Genomic DNA, 19,520 nt, shown 5'->3' with positions numbered 1-19,520 from the left:
GGCCCTTGTTCGTTGAGACGAGAGGAATCGGCCGCCTAGCTGATATGCCGCGCGTACTGCTTGGGATTGAAGCGCAACACCATCAGGATCATCAGTGCCATCACCGCGGTGAGCGACCACCAGGCCCATTCGAAGCTGCCCAGCTGATCCCGGATCATCCCGGCGATCAGCGGTGAAAGCCCGGCGATCAGATAGCCGATGCCTTGCACGAAGGCCGTCAGGCCGCCGGCCCGGCGCGGATTGTCCAGATGGTCGAGGGAGACGATCAGGCTCATCGGGAACAGGCCGCCGATACCCAGCCCCAACAGGCAAGGCCACAGCAGGCTGAAGCGTTCCGGGCTGAGGATCAGGCCACAGAAACCCGCCATGATCAGGGCCAGCAGGACGGCCAGCACCAGGCGCTTATCCTGGCTGCGGTTGGCGATGGCCGGGGTGACGAGGCCCGACAGGACTTCCATCGCCGTGAGGAACCCCAGTAACAGGCCGGCATGCTGCTCGCTCCAGCCTTTTTCCACGTAGTAAGGCGCCAGCCAGGCCAGCACACAGGTGTAGGAGGCGGTGCCCAAACCGAAGAAAATCGCCAGCAACCAGGCCCGGCCGTTGCTGAAAAACGACTCCTGGTTGCGGCTCGGTGCTTCGGGCAATGGAGTCACGGACGAGCGCTGGGCATACCAGCAGCCCAGGGCCACCAGCGCCAGGATCGCCCAGATGGCCAGGCCGATGCGCCAGCTACCGGTCTGCGACAGGACGAAGGGTGAAAATGACGCTGCAAGTGCCGCCCCGCCCATGATCGAGGTGACGTACAGCCCCATGAACAGCGAGACATTGTCGCTGTAGCGTGACTTGATCAGGGCCGGCATCACCGCCTGGATCAGGGCGATCCCCAACCCGGCCACCACGGCGCTGACGATCAGTTCGACGGCGCTGTCCAGGTACAGGCGCGACGCGGTGGCCAGGCCGATGATCAACAACGACAGTACGATCGTGCGGTGTTCGCCGATGCGCAGGGCAATGCGCATGCCCAGGAACATCGCCAGGCCCATGGCCATGACCGGCAACATGGTCAGCAGCGAGGCGGCGCTGAAACTCAACGGTACCTCGCCGCGAATGGCTGACAACAATGGCCCGACCGCGGCCATCGAGGGTCGCAGGTTCAGGGCTACCAATACCACGCTGACCATCAGCCAGACGGCGTGAGTACTTGAAGTTCGAACGTTTTCCATAACAGAGCCTTGACTGAGCAAAGCATCATTAGGGCTGGGGAGCGGCGGCGGGGGCAAACTGAAAACTGGCGGGCGGTATCGAAAAATTAGATGCGTCCGAAGGTGGGGCTGAGTACGGGGGCCAGCGCTGCTGACGCATCGCCGGCCTCTGATCGGCCTGGGCTCTGTACGAAAAGCCTTGATATTCGTTCAGGCTGCGTTGAAAACAGCCTCGGCATGCTCATGCGCGCCAGTACACTGCGCTTGCTCGGCTGATTTCGCCTTGCCCGACCTTCGAATCAAGACTTTTCATACAGAGCCTAGGCGTCTATTCCCGGGCTCAGCGTGCCCAGCCAGGCGACCAGCCCCAGGATGATCACTGCCACCGATAACTCCAGGGCCATGCTGCGCCTCAGGGCATTCACCGCCACACGATGCTCGCCGGTTTGCCTGGCCTGCTCCAGCAGTGGGCTCAGATGAAAGCGGTTCAGCGCGGCGAATGTCAGCATGGCCATGAACAGGCCGAGCTTGAGCGCCATCAACTGGCCATAGAGGCTGTCCGGAAGGATATCCAGCGTCGGGCCTACGATGAACAGGTAATTCACCGCACCGGTCATGCTGATGACCAGCACGATCACGGCCCCGGCGGTTTCGAAGCCGGTGAGCGTTCGAGCCAGCACCGACAGCCGATGTTCGGCCTGGCGCAGCAGCAGGACGAACGCGGCCAAGGCGCCGACCCAGGCCCCGGCGGCCCAGAGATGCAGGAAGTCGGTGATCAGATGCCAGGTCCGTCGTTCACCTTCATCCATGGCCCCATGACCGGCCCAGGCCAGTGTCGCAACGGCAGCACCCGCGGCCAGTGTGACCAGCCACAGGCTGGCGGTCGGCCAGCGCTTGCTTTGCGTCGCGGCGACAGTGGCCAGTATCAGCGCCAGGACCCGCAGGCTCCAGCTCGTGCCCACGTCAGTCTCCAGCACCATCATTTCGACATGCGGGCGCAGCTCCGCCCAGTCCGAAACGCCGCTCATGCTCCAGGCCATGCATAACATGCCGGCCATGGAAAGCAACACGCCCACCAGTGCCGTCGTCGCCAGGAGCCCCGCGAAAGGCAACACCTCGCCAGACCTGCGCTCCCGGCCCCGCAGGCCATAAAGGCCGAATGCCGCGAGCCCGAATAACAGCATCAGGTCCAGATACAGGGCCAGGCGCAGAGCGATGTTGATCAGTTCGAGATTGATCGAGTCGCTCAAGATCACTTCACCTTGAATGTGACGTTGCCGGTGATCGGGTGAGTGTCGGACGACACGGCGCGCCATTGGACCTGGTAGGTGCCCGCCGTGAGCGGGGTGTTCGGGGTGATGACCATCGTCTTGGGATCATCGCTGCCAGATACCTTGGCCGGCATCGCCATCGGCGAATGGGCCGACATGCCGGGCATCTCGGTCATCAACAGCTTGGCGCCGGAGAACTTCGTCATCAGGTTTTCGGAAAAATGCAGTTCGATTTTCGCTGGCGCCGGCCCCTGCGCGCCATCGGCGGGGTTGGAGGACAGCAGCTTGGGATGGGCCTGGGCCAGGCCGCTGCCCAACAGGCCAGCGGACAATGCGACGGTGATGACAGCGGTTTTGATCAATGACATGCAAGGACTCCTACAACGGTTTTTTCTGGTTTTTTGGGGGATCGAATGAGGTCAACCGATCAGAACCACAGGCGCACACCCAGGACCAGGCGCGCTTCGCTGCGGTCGTCGCCTTCTTCCCGGGCGTAGTCCGCGGTGTTGCCGTAGGCGCGGTTCCAGGTGACGCCGATGTAGGGGGCGAATTCGCGGCGGATCTCATAGCGCAGCCGCAGCCCCAGTTCGGTGTTCGACAAGCCTGAGCCTACCGCGCGGGCCGGATCGTCCTTGCCATGGAAGTTGGCTTCGGCGGTAGGCTGCAGGATCAGGCGGTTGGTCAACAGAATGTCGTAGTCGCCTTCCAGGCGTAGCCCGCTCTGGCCGTTTTCGCCGAGGTATGCCGTGGCCTGGGTTTCGAAGTTGTACAGTGCCATGCCCTGTAGGCCCAGGGCGGCCCAGGTCTGCGGCTCGCCCGGCTTGAAGTCCTGGCGCACGCCCGCCACCACGTCCCACCAGGGGCTGATGGCATGGCCCCAGAGGGCCTGGAGCTCGGCTTCCTCGGTCTTGCCATTGGTGCGTTCGCCTTCGGAGCGCAGCCACAACCGGTCGATATCGCCGCCGATCCAGCCGGAGGCGTCCCAGCTCACGGCGCTGCCCTCGTCGGCGTCCTGCCATTCCAGCTGGTTGACCAGGAAGAACGAGTTGAGTGCACTGTCATGCACCGCATGACCGCCGTGATCTTCATAGACCGCCGCACGGTCGGCCGCGCTCGGTTCGGGGATCGGCGTACGGCTGGTGGTGGGCGAATCCATCGACTGCATGCCCTGCATCGAATCCATGCCCTGCATCTGGCTGTGATCCATGCCTTGCATGTCGTGGCTCGCCGCCCAGGCGGGCGTGGCGATGCCCTGTGCCAGGCTGGCCATGAACATCATCGACACAAGGGGGTAATGAATGTGGGTGGTCATGATTCGGCTCCTCATTCCTGTACCCGGATTTCACGGAACATGCCCATTTCCATGTGAAAGAGCAGGTGGCAGTGATACGCCCAGCGTCCGAGGGCATCGGCGGTGACCCGATAACTGCGCCTGGAGCCCGGTGGCACGTCGAGGGTGTGTTTACGCACCATGAACTGGCCGTCTTCATCCTCCAGGTCGCTCCACATGCCATGCAGGTGGATGGGGTGAGTCATCATGGTGTCGTTGACCAGTACGATGCGCAGTCGCTCGCCGTACTTGAACAGCAACGGCGCAGCGTCCGAGAACTTCACGCCGTTGAATGACCAGACGAATTTCTCCATGTGGCCGGTCAGGTGCAATTCAATGGTGCGGCCCGGTTCGCGACCGTCCGGATCGGGGAAGGTACTGCGAAGGTCCGCATAGGTCAGTACCCTGCGGCCGTTGTTGCGCAGGCCCATGCCGGGGTCGTCGAGCTTGGGCTTGACGCTCATGGCCTGCATGTCCACCAGCGGGTTGTCTTTTTCCGACGCAGGATGGGTGGGCATATCGCCCATGCCTGGCATGGCGCCGTGATCCATCATGGGCATTTCACTGTGATCCATGCCTTGCATGGAGCCGTGGTCCATTGCTGGCATCTGGCTGTGATCCATGCCTTGCATCGATCCATGGTCCATGGCGCCCATGTCGCCCATGCTGCCATGATCCATGCCGCCCATGCCCATGTCGTCCATGGTGACCAGCGGCCGAGGGTCCAGCGGCGGCACCGGGGCCGCGAGTCCGGGTCGGGCCGCCAGGGTGCCACGGGCATACCCGGTGCGGTCCATCGATTGGGCGAATAGCGTATAGGCCTGTTCGGTCGGCTCGATGATGACGTCATAGGTCTCGGCCACGGCAATCCGGAATTCGTCGACTTGCACCGGGTTGACGTACTGGCCGTCGGAAGCGACCACCGTCATTTTCAGGCCAGGGATGCGTACGTCGAAGTAGGTCATGGACGAACCATTGATCAAGCGCAGGCGAATCCGCTCGCCGGGCTTGAACAGACCGGTCCAGTTCATGTCCGGCGCCTGGCCGTTCATCAGGTAGGTGTAGGTGGCGCCACTGACGTCCGCCAGGTCGGTGGGGTTCATTTTCATTTCAGCCCACATCTTGCGATCGGCCACGGTGGCGCCCCAGCCTTTGCTGGCGACATCGTCGATAAAGTCGCCCACGGTGCGTTTGTTGTAGTTGTAATAGTCCGACTGCTTCTTGAGCTTGCGAATGACGTCGGCGGGGTCTTCATCGGTCCAGTCGCTGAGCATTACCACGTAGTCGCGCTCGTACTGGAAGGGCTCGGGTTCCCGGGCATCGATGACCAGCGGGCCATAGACCCCGGACTGTTCCTGGAAGCCGGAATGACTGTGGTACCAGTAGGTGCCGTTCTGACGGACCTTGAATTGGTAGACGTACTGGCCGTCGGGTTCGATGCCCTTGAAGCTCAACCCTGGAACACCGTCCATGTTGGCCGGCAGGATGATGCCGTGCCAGTGAATGGATGTGGTGTCCTTCAAGCGGTTGCGTACCCGCAGGGTCACGGTGTCGCCTTCGCGCCAGCGCAGCAGCGGGCCGGGGATGCCGCCGTTGATGGTCTGGGCGGTACGAGGGTGGCCGGTGAAATTGACCGGGCTTTCGCCAATGAACAGGTCGAATTCGGTGCCGCTCAGTACATTGGGTTGGTCAGGGCCGGTCAGTGCCCAGACAGGCGCGCGCCACAGGCCCAGGCCACCGAGGATGCCGCCAGCGGTCAAGCCCTTTACGAAGGTTCGTCGGGAGGTGTTCGTTTGCATCGATAAATGTCCGTCCGTCGATTCGCAACGTGCCCGAGGAGCATTTCCCCGTGCAGATCTGAAGGCAACGATGACACAGGCGAGCGGGGCGAGTGATTACATTTCAGTCAGGTTGACGCGGCCCTCGTTCGCCTGCGGCAGGGCGTCGAGGACGCGCCGGAGCGTACCGGCCGGACGTCGATCAGAATGATCTTTTGCATCGACCGGATATTCTGTAGCCTTGCCGGCTTCACGCTGTCCCGTGCCTGATTGATACCCACTTTCCCGGCGGTACCCGAGTGGTCCGGAGCCGGGTGTATACTCGACTTTCGCGCGAACGCGCTTGCAGGTCTTGCGAACATGACGCAAATTTCCGAACGCCTTCTAGTCCAGGCCCATCTCGATGCCAAACAGCCCAAGCCGCTGAGCGCCGAGCAAGAGGCCTGGTACCGCGCCGCCATCGCCGCCGAGCTCAAGGCTCAGGACGCGGTGCTGGTTGCCCACTTCTACTGCGACCCGATCATCCAGGCCCTGGCCGAGGAGACCGGGGGCTGCGTATCCGACTCCCTGGAAATGGCCCGCTTCGGCAACGCCCACCCGGCCAAGACTGTGGTGGTGGCCGGGGTCAAGTTCATGGGGGAAACCGCCAAGATCCTCAACCCCGAAAAACGCGTATTGATGCCGACGCTGGAGGCCACCTGTTCCCTGGACCTGGGCTGCCCGGTGGAGGAATTCTCGGCGTTCTGCGACCAGCACCCGGAGCGTACCGTGGTGGTGTATGCCAACACCTCGGCGGCGGTCAAGGCGCGTGCCGACTGGGTCGTGACTTCCAGCTGTGCCCTGGAAATCGTCGAGAGCCTGATGGACAACGGCGAGACGATCATCTGGGGGCCGGACAAGCACCTGGGGACCTATATCCAGCGCAAGACCGGCGCCGATATGCTGCTCTGGGACGGGGCCTGCATCGTCCACGAGGAATTCAAGTCCAAGCAACTGGAGGACATGAAGGCCCTTTATCCGGACGCCGCGATCCTGGTGCATCCGGAGTCGCCGACTTCGGTCATCGAGTTGGCGGACGCCGTGGGCTCCACCAGCCAGTTGATCGCGGCGGCCCAGAGCCTGCCGAACAAGACACTGATCGTCGCGACCGACCGGGGTATCTTCTACAAGATGCAGCAGTTGTGCCCGGACAAGGTCTTCATCGAGGCCCCTACCGCCGGGAACGGCGCGGCCTGCCGCAGTTGTGCGCATTGCCCATGGATGGCGATGAACACCCTGGAGCGTACCCTCAAGAGCCTGCAGGAAGGCACCAACGAGATCTTCGTCGACCCGGCGTTGATCCCCCAGGCCATTCGCCCGCTCAAGCGCATGCTGGATTTCACCCAGGCAGCGCGGATGAAACTGGCGGGGAATGCTTGAGGCACTGAAGAGTATTTTGAGACTTGCGAGGTTTTTTGTGGCGAGGGGAGTTACCCCTGTAGGGCTGCGAAGCAGCCCTACAGCCTGACACCACGGCGTATCAGGATGAACAAATTGGGCCGCTTCGCGACCCAGCGGGGATAAATCCCCTTGCCGCAATGTATTTCAATCCGCTGACACGGTGTTTTTTTACTTCGTCTTCTTGGGAATCCGCACCAATTGCGTATCCGAGTAGATGTCATGCCAGCTGCGCTTGTGCTTGTCGAACAACGACCAGATGAAGCCCAGCCCCACCAGCAACAACGAAGCAATCGACACCACGAACCGCAGCAATGCCTGCCACAGGCTGATGGCTGTGCCATCGGCGTTCTGTACTCGGATGCCCCAGACCTGCATGCCCAGGGTCTGGCCGTTATGGGTCCAGAATTTGGCGAAGAAGCCGAACAGCGCGAACAGCAGCACGGTGGACAGCAGCGGGTCGCCGTCCAGCGCGCCGGCCTCGGTAAGGGCGCGCATTTTTTCTTCGCCGATGATGCTCATCTGGATCATCTTGTAGATGCCGCTGGTGACGATCAGCAGGGCCGTGCACAACAGGAAGTCATAGAACATCGCGGCCAGGCGACGACCCAGGCCGACGGGAGGGAAGTCACCCTGAGGGGTGAGCAGGTGTTTCGACATGACGGCCTCGAACCGAAAAAGAAGCCATTCTACGGATTTACGTCCATAAAAAAGCCCCTGATATCAATCAGGGGCTTTTTGGTTTGCGAAAGCCTCAGGCCTCGGCAATAACCTCGTCAGCTTGCATGCCTTTCTGGCCTTGCACGGCAACGAAGGTGACCTTCTGGCCTTCTTTCAGGCTCTTGAAGCCGTTGCCCTGGATGGCGCGGAAATGTACGAACAGATCCGGACCGCTCTCAGGAGTGATAAAACCAAAACCCTTTTCGTCGTTGAACCACTTGACGGTACCGCTCTGACGCTGAGACATTTTCTTATTTCCTTTGACGCTAAATTAATGACAGCCTCTTTCACATGAAAGAGTACTGGGGCTGGGTTGCAGGAAAGTAAGAGACGTCGAACGGGATGTAGCGAACTTCATAGGCTACTGCCCAGGTCACGATTCCAAGCGACCCATGCAAACACAGTGACCAAACTCTACGCCAACTACCGACAAAAAAACAACCCCCTCTCAAAGGCACGGATTTCCTGAGTCTTGCGCTATTTGCGCGCTTCGCCAGCCTGGGCTTAGTCGATAGTCTGGTTCAATTGTTTGTCGCTGTTATAACGCTTGCCCAGTAAGTAATAAATGCACCTTTTTATGGCGGTTGCGTTACACATTAGTGCACGGATAACGCAACCGCGTTACTTATAGAAACAGTCAATCAGCCACGGTAGTAGCGTTGTGGAACGAATGGCATTTTGCTTACAAGCAAAGGCACCTTTTTACCGCGCACGATGGCCCAGACCGGCGTGTCCAGTGCGACATAGGCGCTGTCCAGATAACCCATTGCCAACGGACCACCCAGGGTAGGGCCGAAACCGCCGCTGCAGACGGTACCGATGATCTCGCCGGCCTCGTTGACGATCTCCGCGCCTTCGCGCACCGGTGTGCGTTCCTGGGGCAACAGGCCGACACGTTTGCGGCTTACGCCATTGCGTTGCTGGGCGAACACGGTGTCAGCGCCCGGGAAGCCTCCCGCGCGAGCGCCATCGGCACGCCGGACCTTGGAAATGGCCCAGAGCAGGCTGGCCTCTACCGGTGTGGTCTGGGTGTCCATGTCATGGCCATAGAGGCACAGACCAGCTTCCAGGCGCAGGGAGTCGCGGGCACCGAGGCCGATGGCGGCCACTTCCGGTTCGGCCAGCAGGGCGCGGGCCAGTTTTTCCGATTCGGCGGCGGGTACGGAGATCTCAAACCCGTCCTCGCCGGTGTAGCCCGAACGGCTGACAAAGCACTCCACGCCCAGCAGCGTGACACGCTGGAACTGCATGAAGGTCATCTTTGCCACTTCCGGCGCCAGGCGGGCGAGCACGGTTACGGCGGCTGGGCCTTGCAGGGCGAGCAGGGCACGGGCTTCGAACAGCGGTTCGATGCTGCACTGGTCGCCGATGTGGGCACGCAGGTGGGCCAGGTCCTGGTCCTTGCAGGCGGCATTGACCACCAGGAACAGTTCGTCGTTGCCCAGGTTGGCGACCATCAGGTCGTCGAGGATGCCGCCGTTCTCGTTGGTGAACATGGCATAGCGCTGCATGCCCACCGGCAGGTCGACGATGTCCACCGGCACCAGGGTTTCCAGGGCCTGGGCGGCACCCGCGCCGGTCAGGCGGATCTGGCCCATGTGGGACACGTCGAACAACCCGGCCTGGTCTCGGGTGTGCTGGTGTTCCTTCATCACGCCCAGTGGGTACTGCACCGGCATGTCGTAGCCGGCGAACGGCACCATGCGGGCGCCGAGTTCGAGGTGCAGGGCATGCAGCGGGGTTTTCAACAGTGGTTCGGTGGACATATCGGCTCCTGGAAAAAATGAAGAGGGGCGCGCAACACGCATCAGCATTCGATGATGTTGACCGCCAGACCGCCGCGGGCGGTCTCCTTGTATTTGCTTTTCATGTCGGCGCCGGTCTGGCGCATGGTGCGGATGACTTTATCGAGAGAGACGAAGTGATGGCCGTCGCCGCGCATCGCCATGCGTACGGCGTTGATGGCTTTCACCGAGCCCATGGCGTTGCGCTCGATGCAGGGCACCTGCACCAGGCCTCCGATGGGGTCGCAAGTCAGCCCGAGGTTGTGTTCCATGCCGATTTCGGCGGCATTCTCCACTTGCTGTACGGTACCGCCCAGCACTTCGCACAGGGCGCCGGCCGCCATGGAGCAGGCCACGCCGACTTCACCCTGGCAGCCGACCTCGGCACCGGAGATGGACGCGTTCTCCTTGTAGAGGATGCCGATGGCGGCTGCAGTCAACAGGAACCGCACCACGCCATCCTCGTTGGCCCCGGGAATGAAGCGCATGTAGTAATGCAGCACGGCCGGGATGATCCCTGCCGCCCCGTTGGTCGGGGCGGTGACGACGCGTCCGCCATAGGCGTTCTCCTCGTTGACCGCCAGGGCATAGAGGTTGACCCAGTCCAGCACCGACAGCGGGTCGCGCAGGGCGGCTTCGGGGTTCTTGCACAACTGGCGGTGCAACGCCGCGGCCCGGCGCTTGACCTTCAGCCCCCCCGGCAGGATCCCTTCGTTGCGGCACCCGGCCGCCACGCAATCCTGCATCACCTGCCAGATCTTCAGCAGACCGGCGCGGGTCTCGGCTTCGGGGCGCCAGGCGCTTTCGTTGGTCAGCATCACCTGGCTGATGGACAGGCCATAGGTGATGCAATGGCCCAGCAGGTCCTTCGCGCTCTTGAACGCAAACGTCAGTGGCGTGGCATCTTCGACGATACGGTCGGCGCCGGCGGCGTCCTCGTCCACGACGAAACCACCCCCCACCGAGTAATATTCGCGGCTGCGCACTTGCAGGCCCGCGGCATCGAAGGCGCGGAAGATCATGCCGTTGGGGTGGTACGCCAAGGGCTTGCGAATCATCGCCAGGTGCAGTTTTTCATTGAAATCGATGGGGTGCTGGCCCAGCAGGTTCAAGCGCCCGTTGCTGCGGATCTCCTGCAGACGGGCAGTCACGGTTTCGGTATCCACCGTATCCGGATGTTCACCCTCCAGGCCCAGCAGCACGGCCTTGTCGCTGCCGTGGCCCTTGCCGGTGGCACCGAGGGATCCGTACAGCTCCACCTTGACGCTGGTGATGGTCTCGAGCAGGTCATCACGGCGCAACCCCTCGACGAAACGGGCAGCGGCACGCATCGGGCCGACCGTATGGGAACTGGAAGGGCCGATACCGATCTTGAACAGGTCGAACACGCTTAACGACATGGTGTTTCTCCGGTTTCTTTTTATGAGGATCGACGGTTATGAATGGGGGCACAGGCTCCTTTGTGAAAGCGAGCAAGCTCGCTCCCACAAAGCAGATGTGGTTTCCTTGAGAAAGTGACCTTCCACAAGGTTCGCGGTGTTCTCGAGAGGGGCGAGCAAACCCGCCCCCCAGGTCAAGCGTAGCTTTCGATCGACGGGCAGGCGCAAACCAGGTTGCGGTCGCCGAAGACGTTGTCGACCCGGCCTACCGGCGGCCAGTATTTGCCTTCGATCAACGAGGCCACCGGGTAGACCGCCTGTTCGCGGCTGTAGGGGTGGGTCCATTCGCCGACCAGCTCCGCCGCGGTGTGCGGGGCGTTCTTCAGCGGGTTGTCGTCCTTGTCCAGGCTGCCGTTTTCCACCGCGCGGATTTCTTCGCGGATGCAGATCATGGCGTCGCAGAAGCGGTCCAGTTCTTCCTTGGATTCGCTTTCGGTCGGCTCGATCATCAAGGTGCCGGCCACCGGGAAGGACATGGTCGGGGCGTGGAAACCGAAGTCGATCAGGCGCTTGGCCACGTCATCGACACTGATGCCGCTGCTGTCCTTGAGCGGACGCAGGTCAAGGATGCATTCGTGGGCCACCAGGCCGTTGCTGCCGGAGTAGAGCACCGGGTAATGCTCTTCCAGGCGACGAGCGATGTAGTTGGCGTTGAGGATCGCCAGTTGCGACGCGCGCTTGAGGCCGGCGCCACCCATCATGCGGATGTACATCCAGGTGATCGGCAGGATGCTCGCGCTGCCGAACGGCGCCGCGCACACCGCGCCTTCCTTGCGCTCCATGTTGGCATGGCCCGGCAGGAACGGTGCCAGGTGCGACTTGACGCCGATCGGGCCGACGCCCGGGCCGCCACCGCCGTGAGGGATGCAGAAGGTCTTGTGCAGGTTCAGGTGCGACACGTCGCCGCCGAACTTGCCCGGGGCGCAGAGGCCGACCATGGCGTTCATGTTGGCTCCATCGATGTATACCTGGCCGCCGTTGTCATGGATGATCCCGCAGATTTCGCGGATGCCTTCTTCGAACACACCGTGGGTGGACGGGTAGGTGATCATCAGCGCGGCGAGGTGTTCGCGGTGCTCGATGGCCTTGGCCCGCAGGTCTTCAATGTCGACGTTGCCGCGGGCATCGCAGGCGGTGACCACGACGCGCATGCCGGCCATGTTGGCGGTGGCCGGGTTGGTGCCGTGGGCCGAGGATGGGATCAGGCAGATGTCGCGACGTTCTTCGCCGCGGCTCTGGTGATAGGCACGGATCGCCAGCAGGCCGGCGTATTCACCCTGGGAACCGGCGTTGGGTTGCAGCGACACGGCGTCGTAGCCGGTGGCGGCGCAGAGCATGGCTTCCAGTTCGGACGTCAGCTGCTGGTAGCCGGCGCTCTGCTCGGCCGGGGCGAACGGATGCAGGGCGCCGAACTCGGCCCAGGTCACCGGGATCATCTCGCTGGCGGCGTTGAGCTTCATGGTGCAGGAACCCAACGGGATCATGGTGCGATCCAGGGCCAGGTCCTTGTCGGCGAGCTTGCGCAGGTAACGCATCAGCTCGGTTTCGGAATGGTAGCGGTTGAACACCGGGTGGCTGAGGATTGCCGATTGGCGCACCAGCTCGGCCGGGATACGGCTTTGCACGGTGGCGGCCAGGGCCGCGAAGTCCGGCAGGGCCTTGCCGTCGGCCAGCAGGCTCCACAGCGCTTCGACATCAGCCTGGCTGGTGGTCTCGTCCAGGGACAGACCCAGGCGCTGCGCGTCCACCACGCGCAGGTTGATGCGTTGGGCGCGGGCCTTGTCGTGCAGGGCGGCGGTCTGTGCGCCGGTGTGCAGGGTCAGGGTGTCGAAGAAGCTCTCTTGCTCCACGCTCAAGCCCAGCGCGCCCAGGCCCTTGGCGAGGATCGCGGTGAGGTGATGGATGCGGTTGGCGATTTGCGTCAGGCCCTTGGGGCCGTGGTAAACGGCGTACATGCTGGCGATGTTGGCCAGCAGGACCTGGGCGGTGCAGATGTTGCTGGTGGCTTTTTCGCGGCGGATATGTTGCTCGCGGGTCTGCATGGCCAGGCGCAGGGCCGGCTTGCCGAAACGGTCCACGGAAACGCCTACCAGGCGGCCCGGCATGTCGCGCTTGAAGGCATCCTTGGTGGAGAAGTAGGCCGCGTGCGGGCCGCCGAAGCCCAGCGGCACGCCGAAGCGCTGGGCGCTGCCGATGGCCACGTCGGCGCCGAACTCGCCCGGGGCGGCCAGCAGGGTCAGGGCCAGCAGGTCGGCCGCAACCGCCACCAGGGCATTGGCGGCGTGGAAGCGTTCGGTCAGTTCGCGGTAGTCGAACAGGTCACCGTTGCTGGCCGGGTATTGCAGCAGCGCACCGAAGAACGGGCTGACGTCGGTCAGTTCGTGCTCATCGCCTACCACCACGTCGATGCCCAGGGGCTCGGCACGGGTACGCAGCACGTCGAGGGTCTGCGGGTGGCAATGGCGCGAGGCGAAGAAAGCGTTGCTGCCCTTGTTCTTGCTCAGGCGCTTGCAGAAAGTCATGGCCTCGGCGGCGGCGGTGGCTTCGTCCAGCAGGGAGGCGTTGGCGATAGGCAGGCCGGTGAGGTCGCTGATCAGGGTCTGGAAGTTCAGCAGCGCTTCGAGACGGCCTTGGGAAATTTCCGGCTGGTATGGGGTGTAGGCGGTGTACCAGGCGGGGTTTTCCAGCAGGTTGCGCAGGATCGGCGCCGGCGTGTGGCAGTTGTAGTAGCCCTGGCCGATGTAGGTCTTGAACAACTGATTCTTGCCGGCAATGGCCTTGATCGAAGCCAGTGCCTCGGCTTCGCTCTGGCCGTCGCCCATGTCCAGCACGCTGGTGCCCTTGATGCTTTCAGGGATGACACTGGCGCTCAGGGCTTCCAGGGAGTCGTAGCCCAGGCGCTCGAGCATGGCTTTTTCGTCGCTGGCTCGCGGGCCGATGTGGCGAGCGATGAATTCGTTGGCGGTGCCCAGATGGATGGTCATGTCGTGGTTCCTCAGGCTTGGGCGTTGGCTTTGATCAGGCGGTCGTACGCATCCTGATCCAACAGCTTAGCCATTGCGTCGGCGTCGGTCGGTTTAAAGCGGAAGAACCAGCCTTCGCCCATCGGGTCTTCGTTGACCAGTTCCGGGCTGGCGTCGAGTTTGTCGTTCACTTCCAGCACTTCACCGTCCAGAGGCATGTACACACCACTGGCGGCCTTGACCGATTCTACCGTGGAGGCCTCGGCGCCCTTTTCATAGGACTGCAATTCAGGCAGTTGCACAAAAACCACGTCCCCCAATGCGTTCTGCGCGAAAGCGGTAATGCCGACGGTAACGCTGCCATCGGCTTCGGCACGCAGCCATTCGTGATCTTCAGTGAAACGCAACTCGCTCATGGAAACTCCTGGGGCCAGATTCGTCTGGTGGACGCGAAGGAAGGCGCGGGGCTTGGCCCGGCCGAATGGCTATACCCTTAGCAAGAATGCGGCCAATATGGATAAGTGCTTGTAAATCAATGGTTTGATCGGATCTTTCAGAACGGGAATCCCCTCGTCTGTAGCGAAATCGCTACAGCTATGAGGTGCAATAAAAACGTTGTGGGATCAAAGCCTTGCGCAGCGCAGATTAGCGAAGGGTGTAGCGATATCGTTCCGCTGTAGCGCTTTCAGTACAGATGGAGGTCGTTTTTGGCTTGATTCTGAACGCAACGCTGGCCCATGGAACACCCAAAAAGTCAGGTGGTTGTCCACCTTCTCGGGGGGCCGTCACCTTGTGGAAGCGAGCTTGCTCGCGATAGCGGCGGATCGGTTTGCACAGCAGTGACTGGCAGTCCCCATCGCGAGCAAGCTCGCTCCCCCAGGGTCTACGGCTTGTTGGAAATCCCGTACTTGCGCAACCGATGGGCAATCGCGGTATGGGAGGTTTGCAAGCGGCTGGCGAGTTGGCGGGTGGAGGGGTAGTTGACGTAGAGGCTTTCGAGCAACTGTTTTTCGAAGGTTTCCACGGCCTGTTCCAGACTTTCGACTTCCACGTCGCCCTGACGCGCGACGGAGGTGCCGGCGATGTCCAGGTCGCCGATGTCCACCAGGCTGCTTTCGCAGATAGCCGCGGCGCGGAAAATCACGTTCTGCAGTTGCCGGACGTTGCCCGGCCAGCGGTTGCCCAGCAGCGCCGGGTACGTCCCCGGAGCCAGGCGACAGACCGGACGCTGGATCTGCGCACAGGCCTGCTGCATGAAATAGCGCGCCAGCAGCAGGATGTCCTGGCCACGTTCGCGCAGGGGCGGGACTTCGACGTTGAGCACGTTCAGGCGATAGAACAGGTCTTCGCGGAACGAGCCTTCGCTGACCATCTTCTCCAGGTTGCGATGGGTGGCGCTGAGGATGCGTACGTTGACCTTGATTTCCCGGTCGCCTCCGACCCGGCGGAAGCTGCCGTCGTTCAGGAATCGCAGCAACTTGGCTTGCAGGTACGGTGACATTTCGCCGATTTCATCCAGGAATACCGTGCCCTGGTTCGCCAATTCCATCAGCCCGGGCTTGCCGCCCCGTTGCGCACCGGTGAAGGCGCCGGGGGCATAGCCGAACAGTTCGCTTTCAGCCAGGTTTTCCGGCAGGGCGGCGCAGTTCAAGGCCAGGAACGGCGCGCTGTGGCGGGCACTGATGGCGTGGCAGGCCCGGGCCACCAGCTCTTTGCCGGTACCGGTTTCGCCCTGGATCAGCAGCGGTGCATCCAGGGCCGCCACCCGCTGGGCCCGGGCCTTGAGGGTCCGGATCGCCGGGGATTCGCCCAGCAGCGCATCGAAGCCTTCGGCATGGTCGTGGTGCAGCGCCGACAGGCGTTCACCGATGCGATTGGGCTGATACAGCGTCAGCAGCGCCCCCGCGTCGGTGATGGGCGTGGCGTCCAGCAGCAGCGTCTGGCCGTTGAGGGTGACTTCCCGCAGTGGCAGGCGGAACCCGTTTTCCAACAGGGCGCCCAGCAGCGCTTCATCGCCGAACAGCCCGGCCACGCTCTTGCCGGTGGGGTCACGTCCGTACAGGGCGATCAATGCCGGGTTGGCCAGCAATACATTGCCGGCGCTGTCCAGTGCCAGCACCGGGTCGGTCATGGCGGCCAGCAGGGCGTCGAGCTGCAGGTGCCGGCGCTGGCCGGGCAGGATATCCACCACGGTGACCGACTGCACGCCCCGCACGGCAAACAGCGCCTCGCGCAATTCATCCAGCACTTGCGGGCTGAGGGTCGGCGCATCGATGTAGACGTTGGGCGGCACCATCTCCACCGCATCCAGATTGAGATTGCGCCCACCGAGCAACGCCAGGACTTCCTGGGTGATGCCGACGCGGTCGATGAAGCTGACGTGGATGCGCATGGGGCGGTTTCGGGTTCTGGACGACGAAGGGTGGCAAGTATGCCTTGGGGCGGGCTATTGGTGAAATCCTGGTGCGAGGCTTGAAGCTGTACAGCGATTCCCTCTGGGAGCGAGCTTGCTCGCGATGGCTGTCAGCCAGTTAACAAAGGGGTGGCTGACACGCCGCCATCGCGAGCAAGCTCGCTCCCACAAAGGCTCCCGCGGATGATGGTTACAACCCTACATCCCACTCTGGATCCTCGGGAAACTTCAGTACCAGGAAATCCACCAGGCTGCGCAGCGCCGACGGCATGTGCTTGCGTGAGGCATACACCGCATACATGGCCATCTGACGAGGTTCGGCGTGAGGCAGCAGGCGGATCAGCTCGCCGCTGCGGATATGAGTGCCGGCCTGGTAGCTGGGCAGCATGGCCACGCCGGCGCCTGCCATGGTGACCCGCAGCAGCGTGCTGGCTTCGTTGGTGCAGATGTTGCCTTGCACCGGTACCGAAACCTGCTCGCCGTCCTGCTCGAAATGCCAGAGGCTCTTGCCCACATAGGAGTGGGTCAGGCAGTTGTGCCCGCTCAAGTCTTCGACCCGCTGCGGTGCCGGGTGGTCGCGCAGGTAGGCGGGCGAGGCGCAGATCACCGAGCGACAGACCGTGAGGCGCCGGGCGATCAGGTTCCGGTCCAGGTCGTTGCTCATGCGGATGGCCAGGTCGATACGCTCGTCCACCAGGTTCACGGTGCGATCGAGCAATTGCAGGTCGACTTTCACGCCAGGGTATCGCTTGACGTATTCGACCAGGGCCCCGGCCAGTTGGGCCTGGCCGAACGAGGGGCTGGCGCTGATGCGCAGCATGCCCCGGGGCACGTCGTCGGGTGTGCTGACCGCCGCTTGCATGTCGCCAGAGAGTTCCAGCATCTGCCGACAGCGCGGCAGGATCTCCGTCCCCGCGGCCGTCAGGCTGAGCTTGCGGGTGGTGCGGTGCATCAAGCGGGCACCCACCCAGTCCTCCAGTTCCGCCAGGTAGCGCGACACCACCGGGCGCGACAGCTCCAGGTGATCCGCCGCTGCCGACTGGCTGCCCAGGTCCACCACCGTGACGAACACCCGCATTGCTTGTAGACGATCCATGATTTGCCCGATTTCAGAAACAAACTATGTTCGATCATCGCATTTTTTGAAATCAATCACGTCACTAAGCTCCGTCTCATTCCCTTCCGGGCTTTTGGACACTGGAGCATCCATGATCGCATTCACCCCACTCAAACGCCTGTTCCTGGTAGGCGCATCGATGGCATTCGCCGCCCACGCCTGGGCGGCCGACCTGACGCTCGATGTCTACAACCCCGGCACGGCGGCGATCTTTCCCGTGACCTCGGTGCTGGTCAGCGGCGAGAAGGAGGCCATCTTGGTGGATGCCCAGTTCGGCCAGTCCCAGGCGGCCCAGGTGGTGGAAAAAATCCGCGCCAGCGGCAAGCGACTGACCACCATCTACATCAGCCACGGCGATCCGGACTACTATTTTGGTCTGCAAACCCTGACCGCCGCGTTCCCTGAGGCCAAGGTGCTGGCCTCCGCGCCGACCGTCGAGCACATCCGGCAGACCGTCGAGGGCAAGCTGAAGTATTGGGGGCCGATCCTGAAGGCCGACGCACCGGCCAAGGCCATCGTGCCCCAGGTACTCAAGGGCCACAGCCTGAGCCTGGAAGGCAAGCGTCTGCAGATCGTTGGCCTGGAGGGCCCGCAGCCGGACCGCAGCTTCGTGTGGATCCCCTCGATCAAGGCCGTGGTCGGCGGTGTGGTGGTGGCCGAGAACATTCACGTCTGGATGGCGGACACCCAGACGCCGCAGTCCCACCAGGACTGGCTGGCGACGCTCGCAGGCATTGAAAAACTGCAGCCGAACACCGTGATCCCGGGCCATTACCTGGGCGAAAGCGTCCGTTCCCTGGCGCCGGTGGCATTCACCGCCGGTTACATCAAGGCCTTCGACGAGGAAACCGTCCGGGCCAAGGACTCCACCGCGCTGGTCGCCGCCATGAAGCAGCGTTATCCGGAGCTGGGCGAAGCCAGCTCCCTGGATCTCAGTGCCAAGGTCGCCAAGGGAGAAATGAAGTGGTGAATCCCGATCGGTGATCGGAGCACCGTCGTGTCGAGAGCATAACCCCCCTCGCCGCAAGAGCAGGTATTCAACATCGCGAATCACTGGAGAACATCATGAGCAAGATCGCAATCATCGGCGCCACCGGGCGTGCGGGCAGCCAGCTGTTGGAAGAAGCGCTGCGTCGTGGTCACAGCGTCACGGCCATTGCCCGCAATACGACAAAGATCGGCCAGCGGGCCGGAGTGACCAGCAAACAACTGGACGTGCTCGATAGCGAGGCGTTGACCGCCGCGGTGACAGGGCATGATGTGGTGATCAGCGCCGCCCACTTCGCCACCGTGCCGGCCGACAAGGTCATTGCGCCGGTGAAGGCGGCTGGAGTCAAGCGCTTGCTGGTGGTGGGCGGGGCCGGTTCGTTGCTGCTGCCGGATAACAGCCGGGTGATCGACAGCGATGGCTTCCCGGAGCAATACCTTGCCGAAGCCACGGCCGGCGCGTTATTTCTCGACGTGCTGCGCAATGAACAAGACCTGGACTGGACCTTCCTTTCGCCTTCTGCGGAGTTCGTCGAAACCGAGCGTACCGGCCGGTTCCGTATCGGCGAGGATCACTTGCTGTTCGATGAGTCCGGGCGCAGCTGGATCAGCTTCGCCGATTACGCCATCGCCATGATCGATGAAGTGGAAAGCCCGCAGTTCCCGCGCGCCCGCTTTACCGTCGGCTACTGATCCGGCGCCTCGTGCCCCCGGTGGGAGCGAGACCGCTCCCACACCTGGCTGTTCAGGCGTGAACCCTCACCCAGACGCTAACCAGTAGCGTCGCGGCCATCAGCCAGGCCACTGTCGCCACGGCCAGCGAAGCTTCCAGGCGCATGCGATCGACCATCACATACAGCGTGCCCAGGTATACCAGGTACGGAATGACCGACCACATGCCGAACACGATGGTGGTCTTCAGGTCGTCCACCGAGCGACCCTTGCCGACGATGTAATGGGCGATGAGGGCAAAGGTGGGGAACAACGGCACCAGCCCGGCGATGTAATAGTTCCTGGTCTTGGCGAGCATCGCCAGGATGACCACCACCGCCGCACCCAGCGCCGCCTTGAAAATCAGG

17 protein-coding genes are annotated in these 19,520 nt (G+C 62.7%); 3 read left to right on the top strand and 14 right to left on the bottom strand.

Annotated elements, in window-relative coordinates:
- Positions 1 to 35: 35 nt before the first annotated feature.
- The 5 genes from BLP99_RS12225 to BLP99_RS12205 form a co-directional block, all read right to left on the bottom strand.
- On the bottom strand, positions 36 to 1,223 hold the full coding sequence (locus BLP99_RS12225) for a cyanate transporter (RefSeq protein WP_072431875.1): 1,188 nt from the start codon (positions 1,221 to 1,223) through the stop codon (positions 36 to 38).
- A gap of 299 nt (positions 1,224 to 1,522) precedes the next feature.
- Positions 1,523 to 2,452 (bottom strand): copper homeostasis membrane protein CopD, encoded by a 930-nt coding sequence (gene copD, locus BLP99_RS12220; protein WP_072431874.1) that lies wholly within the window; start codon positions 2,450 to 2,452, stop codon positions 1,523 to 1,525.
- A gap of 2 nt (positions 2,453 to 2,454) precedes the next feature.
- Positions 2,455 to 2,841 (bottom strand): copper homeostasis periplasmic binding protein CopC, encoded by a 387-nt coding sequence (gene copC / locus BLP99_RS12215; protein ID WP_072395083.1) that lies wholly within the window; start codon positions 2,839 to 2,841, stop codon positions 2,455 to 2,457.
- Positions 2,842 to 2,900: 59 nt separating this feature from the next.
- Positions 2,901 to 3,752: a copper resistance protein B gene (locus BLP99_RS12210; RefSeq protein ID WP_371128598.1), complete on the bottom strand. Its 852-nt coding sequence runs from the start codon at positions 3,750 to 3,752 to the stop codon at positions 2,901 to 2,903.
- Between the two features lie 44 nt (positions 3,753 to 3,796).
- On the bottom strand, positions 3,797 to 5,602 hold the full coding sequence (locus BLP99_RS12205) for a copper resistance system multicopper oxidase (protein ID WP_072395079.1): 1,806 nt from the start codon (positions 5,600 to 5,602) through the stop codon (positions 3,797 to 3,799).
- Between the two features lie 339 nt (positions 5,603 to 5,941).
- Between BLP99_RS12205 and nadA the strand changes: the two genes are divergently transcribed.
- A complete protein-coding gene (gene nadA, locus BLP99_RS12200; RefSeq protein WP_072431872.1) occupies positions 5,942 to 7,000 on the top strand; it encodes a quinolinate synthase NadA in 1,059 nt (352 codons plus the stop codon).
- A 189-nt stretch (positions 7,001 to 7,189) separates the two neighbouring features.
- On the opposite strand, the gene BLP99_RS12195 is transcribed toward nadA, so the two are convergent.
- From BLP99_RS12195 to BLP99_RS12160, 8 genes are all read right to left on the bottom strand, one after another.
- Positions 7,190 to 7,678, bottom strand: a complete 489-nt coding sequence (locus BLP99_RS12195) for an RDD family protein (RefSeq protein ID WP_072395075.1) — start codon at positions 7,676 to 7,678, stop codon at positions 7,190 to 7,192.
- 94 nt (positions 7,679 to 7,772) lie between these two features.
- Positions 7,773 to 7,985 (bottom strand): cold-shock protein, encoded by a 213-nt coding sequence (locus BLP99_RS12190; RefSeq protein WP_011335634.1) that lies wholly within the window; start codon positions 7,983 to 7,985, stop codon positions 7,773 to 7,775.
- A gap of 394 nt (positions 7,986 to 8,379) precedes the next feature.
- A complete protein-coding gene (gene gcvT, locus BLP99_RS12185) occupies positions 8,380 to 9,504 on the bottom strand; it encodes a glycine cleavage system aminomethyltransferase GcvT (RefSeq protein WP_072395073.1) in 1,125 nt (374 codons plus the stop codon).
- 41 nt (positions 9,505 to 9,545) lie between these two features.
- Positions 9,546 to 10,922, bottom strand: coding sequence for an L-serine ammonia-lyase (locus BLP99_RS12180; RefSeq protein ID WP_092180385.1), 1,377 nt, complete (start codon positions 10,920 to 10,922; stop codon positions 9,546 to 9,548).
- A gap of 173 nt (positions 10,923 to 11,095) precedes the next feature.
- Complete coding sequence (gene gcvP / locus BLP99_RS12175) at positions 11,096 to 13,945, bottom strand: aminomethyl-transferring glycine dehydrogenase (RefSeq protein ID WP_072395069.1); 2,850 nt, start codon at positions 13,943 to 13,945, stop codon at positions 11,096 to 11,098.
- An 11-nt stretch (positions 13,946 to 13,956) separates the two neighbouring features.
- On the bottom strand, positions 13,957 to 14,340 hold the full coding sequence (gene gcvH, locus BLP99_RS12170) for a glycine cleavage system protein GcvH (protein ID WP_072395067.1): 384 nt from the start codon (positions 14,338 to 14,340) through the stop codon (positions 13,957 to 13,959).
- A gap of 467 nt (positions 14,341 to 14,807) precedes the next feature.
- On the bottom strand, positions 14,808 to 16,316 hold the full coding sequence (locus BLP99_RS12165; RefSeq protein WP_072395066.1) for a sigma-54-dependent transcriptional regulator: 1,509 nt from the start codon (positions 16,314 to 16,316) through the stop codon (positions 14,808 to 14,810).
- A 211-nt stretch (positions 16,317 to 16,527) separates the two neighbouring features.
- A complete protein-coding gene (locus BLP99_RS12160; RefSeq protein WP_072458740.1) occupies positions 16,528 to 17,433 on the bottom strand; it encodes a LysR family transcriptional regulator in 906 nt (301 codons plus the stop codon).
- A 112-nt stretch (positions 17,434 to 17,545) separates the two neighbouring features.
- On the opposite strand from BLP99_RS12160, the gene BLP99_RS12155 reads away from it, so the two are divergent.
- Together BLP99_RS12155 and BLP99_RS12150 are read left to right on the top strand one after the other, a co-directional pair.
- On the top strand, positions 17,546 to 18,424 hold the full coding sequence (locus BLP99_RS12155) for an MBL fold metallo-hydrolase (protein WP_072458739.1): 879 nt from the start codon (positions 17,546 to 17,548) through the stop codon (positions 18,422 to 18,424).
- A gap of 95 nt (positions 18,425 to 18,519) precedes the next feature.
- Positions 18,520 to 19,134 (top strand): NAD(P)-dependent oxidoreductase, encoded by a 615-nt coding sequence (locus BLP99_RS12150; protein WP_072431868.1) that lies wholly within the window; start codon positions 18,520 to 18,522, stop codon positions 19,132 to 19,134.
- Between the two features lie 52 nt (positions 19,135 to 19,186).
- On the opposite strand, the gene BLP99_RS12145 is transcribed toward BLP99_RS12150, so the two are convergent.
- Complete coding sequence (locus tag BLP99_RS12145) at positions 19,187 to 19,516, bottom strand: GlpM family protein (protein ID WP_165887865.1); 330 nt, start codon at positions 19,514 to 19,516, stop codon at positions 19,187 to 19,189.
- Positions 19,517 to 19,520 lie beyond the last annotated feature (4 nt).

This window comes from Pseudomonas sp. NFACC32-1 (assembly GCF_900101215.1).
Taxonomy (GTDB): Bacteria; Pseudomonadota; Gammaproteobacteria; order Pseudomonadales; family Pseudomonadaceae; genus Aquipseudomonas.
Note: the sequence above shows the minus strand (reverse complement) of the source record. Positions and strands in the feature narration are given on the sequence as shown.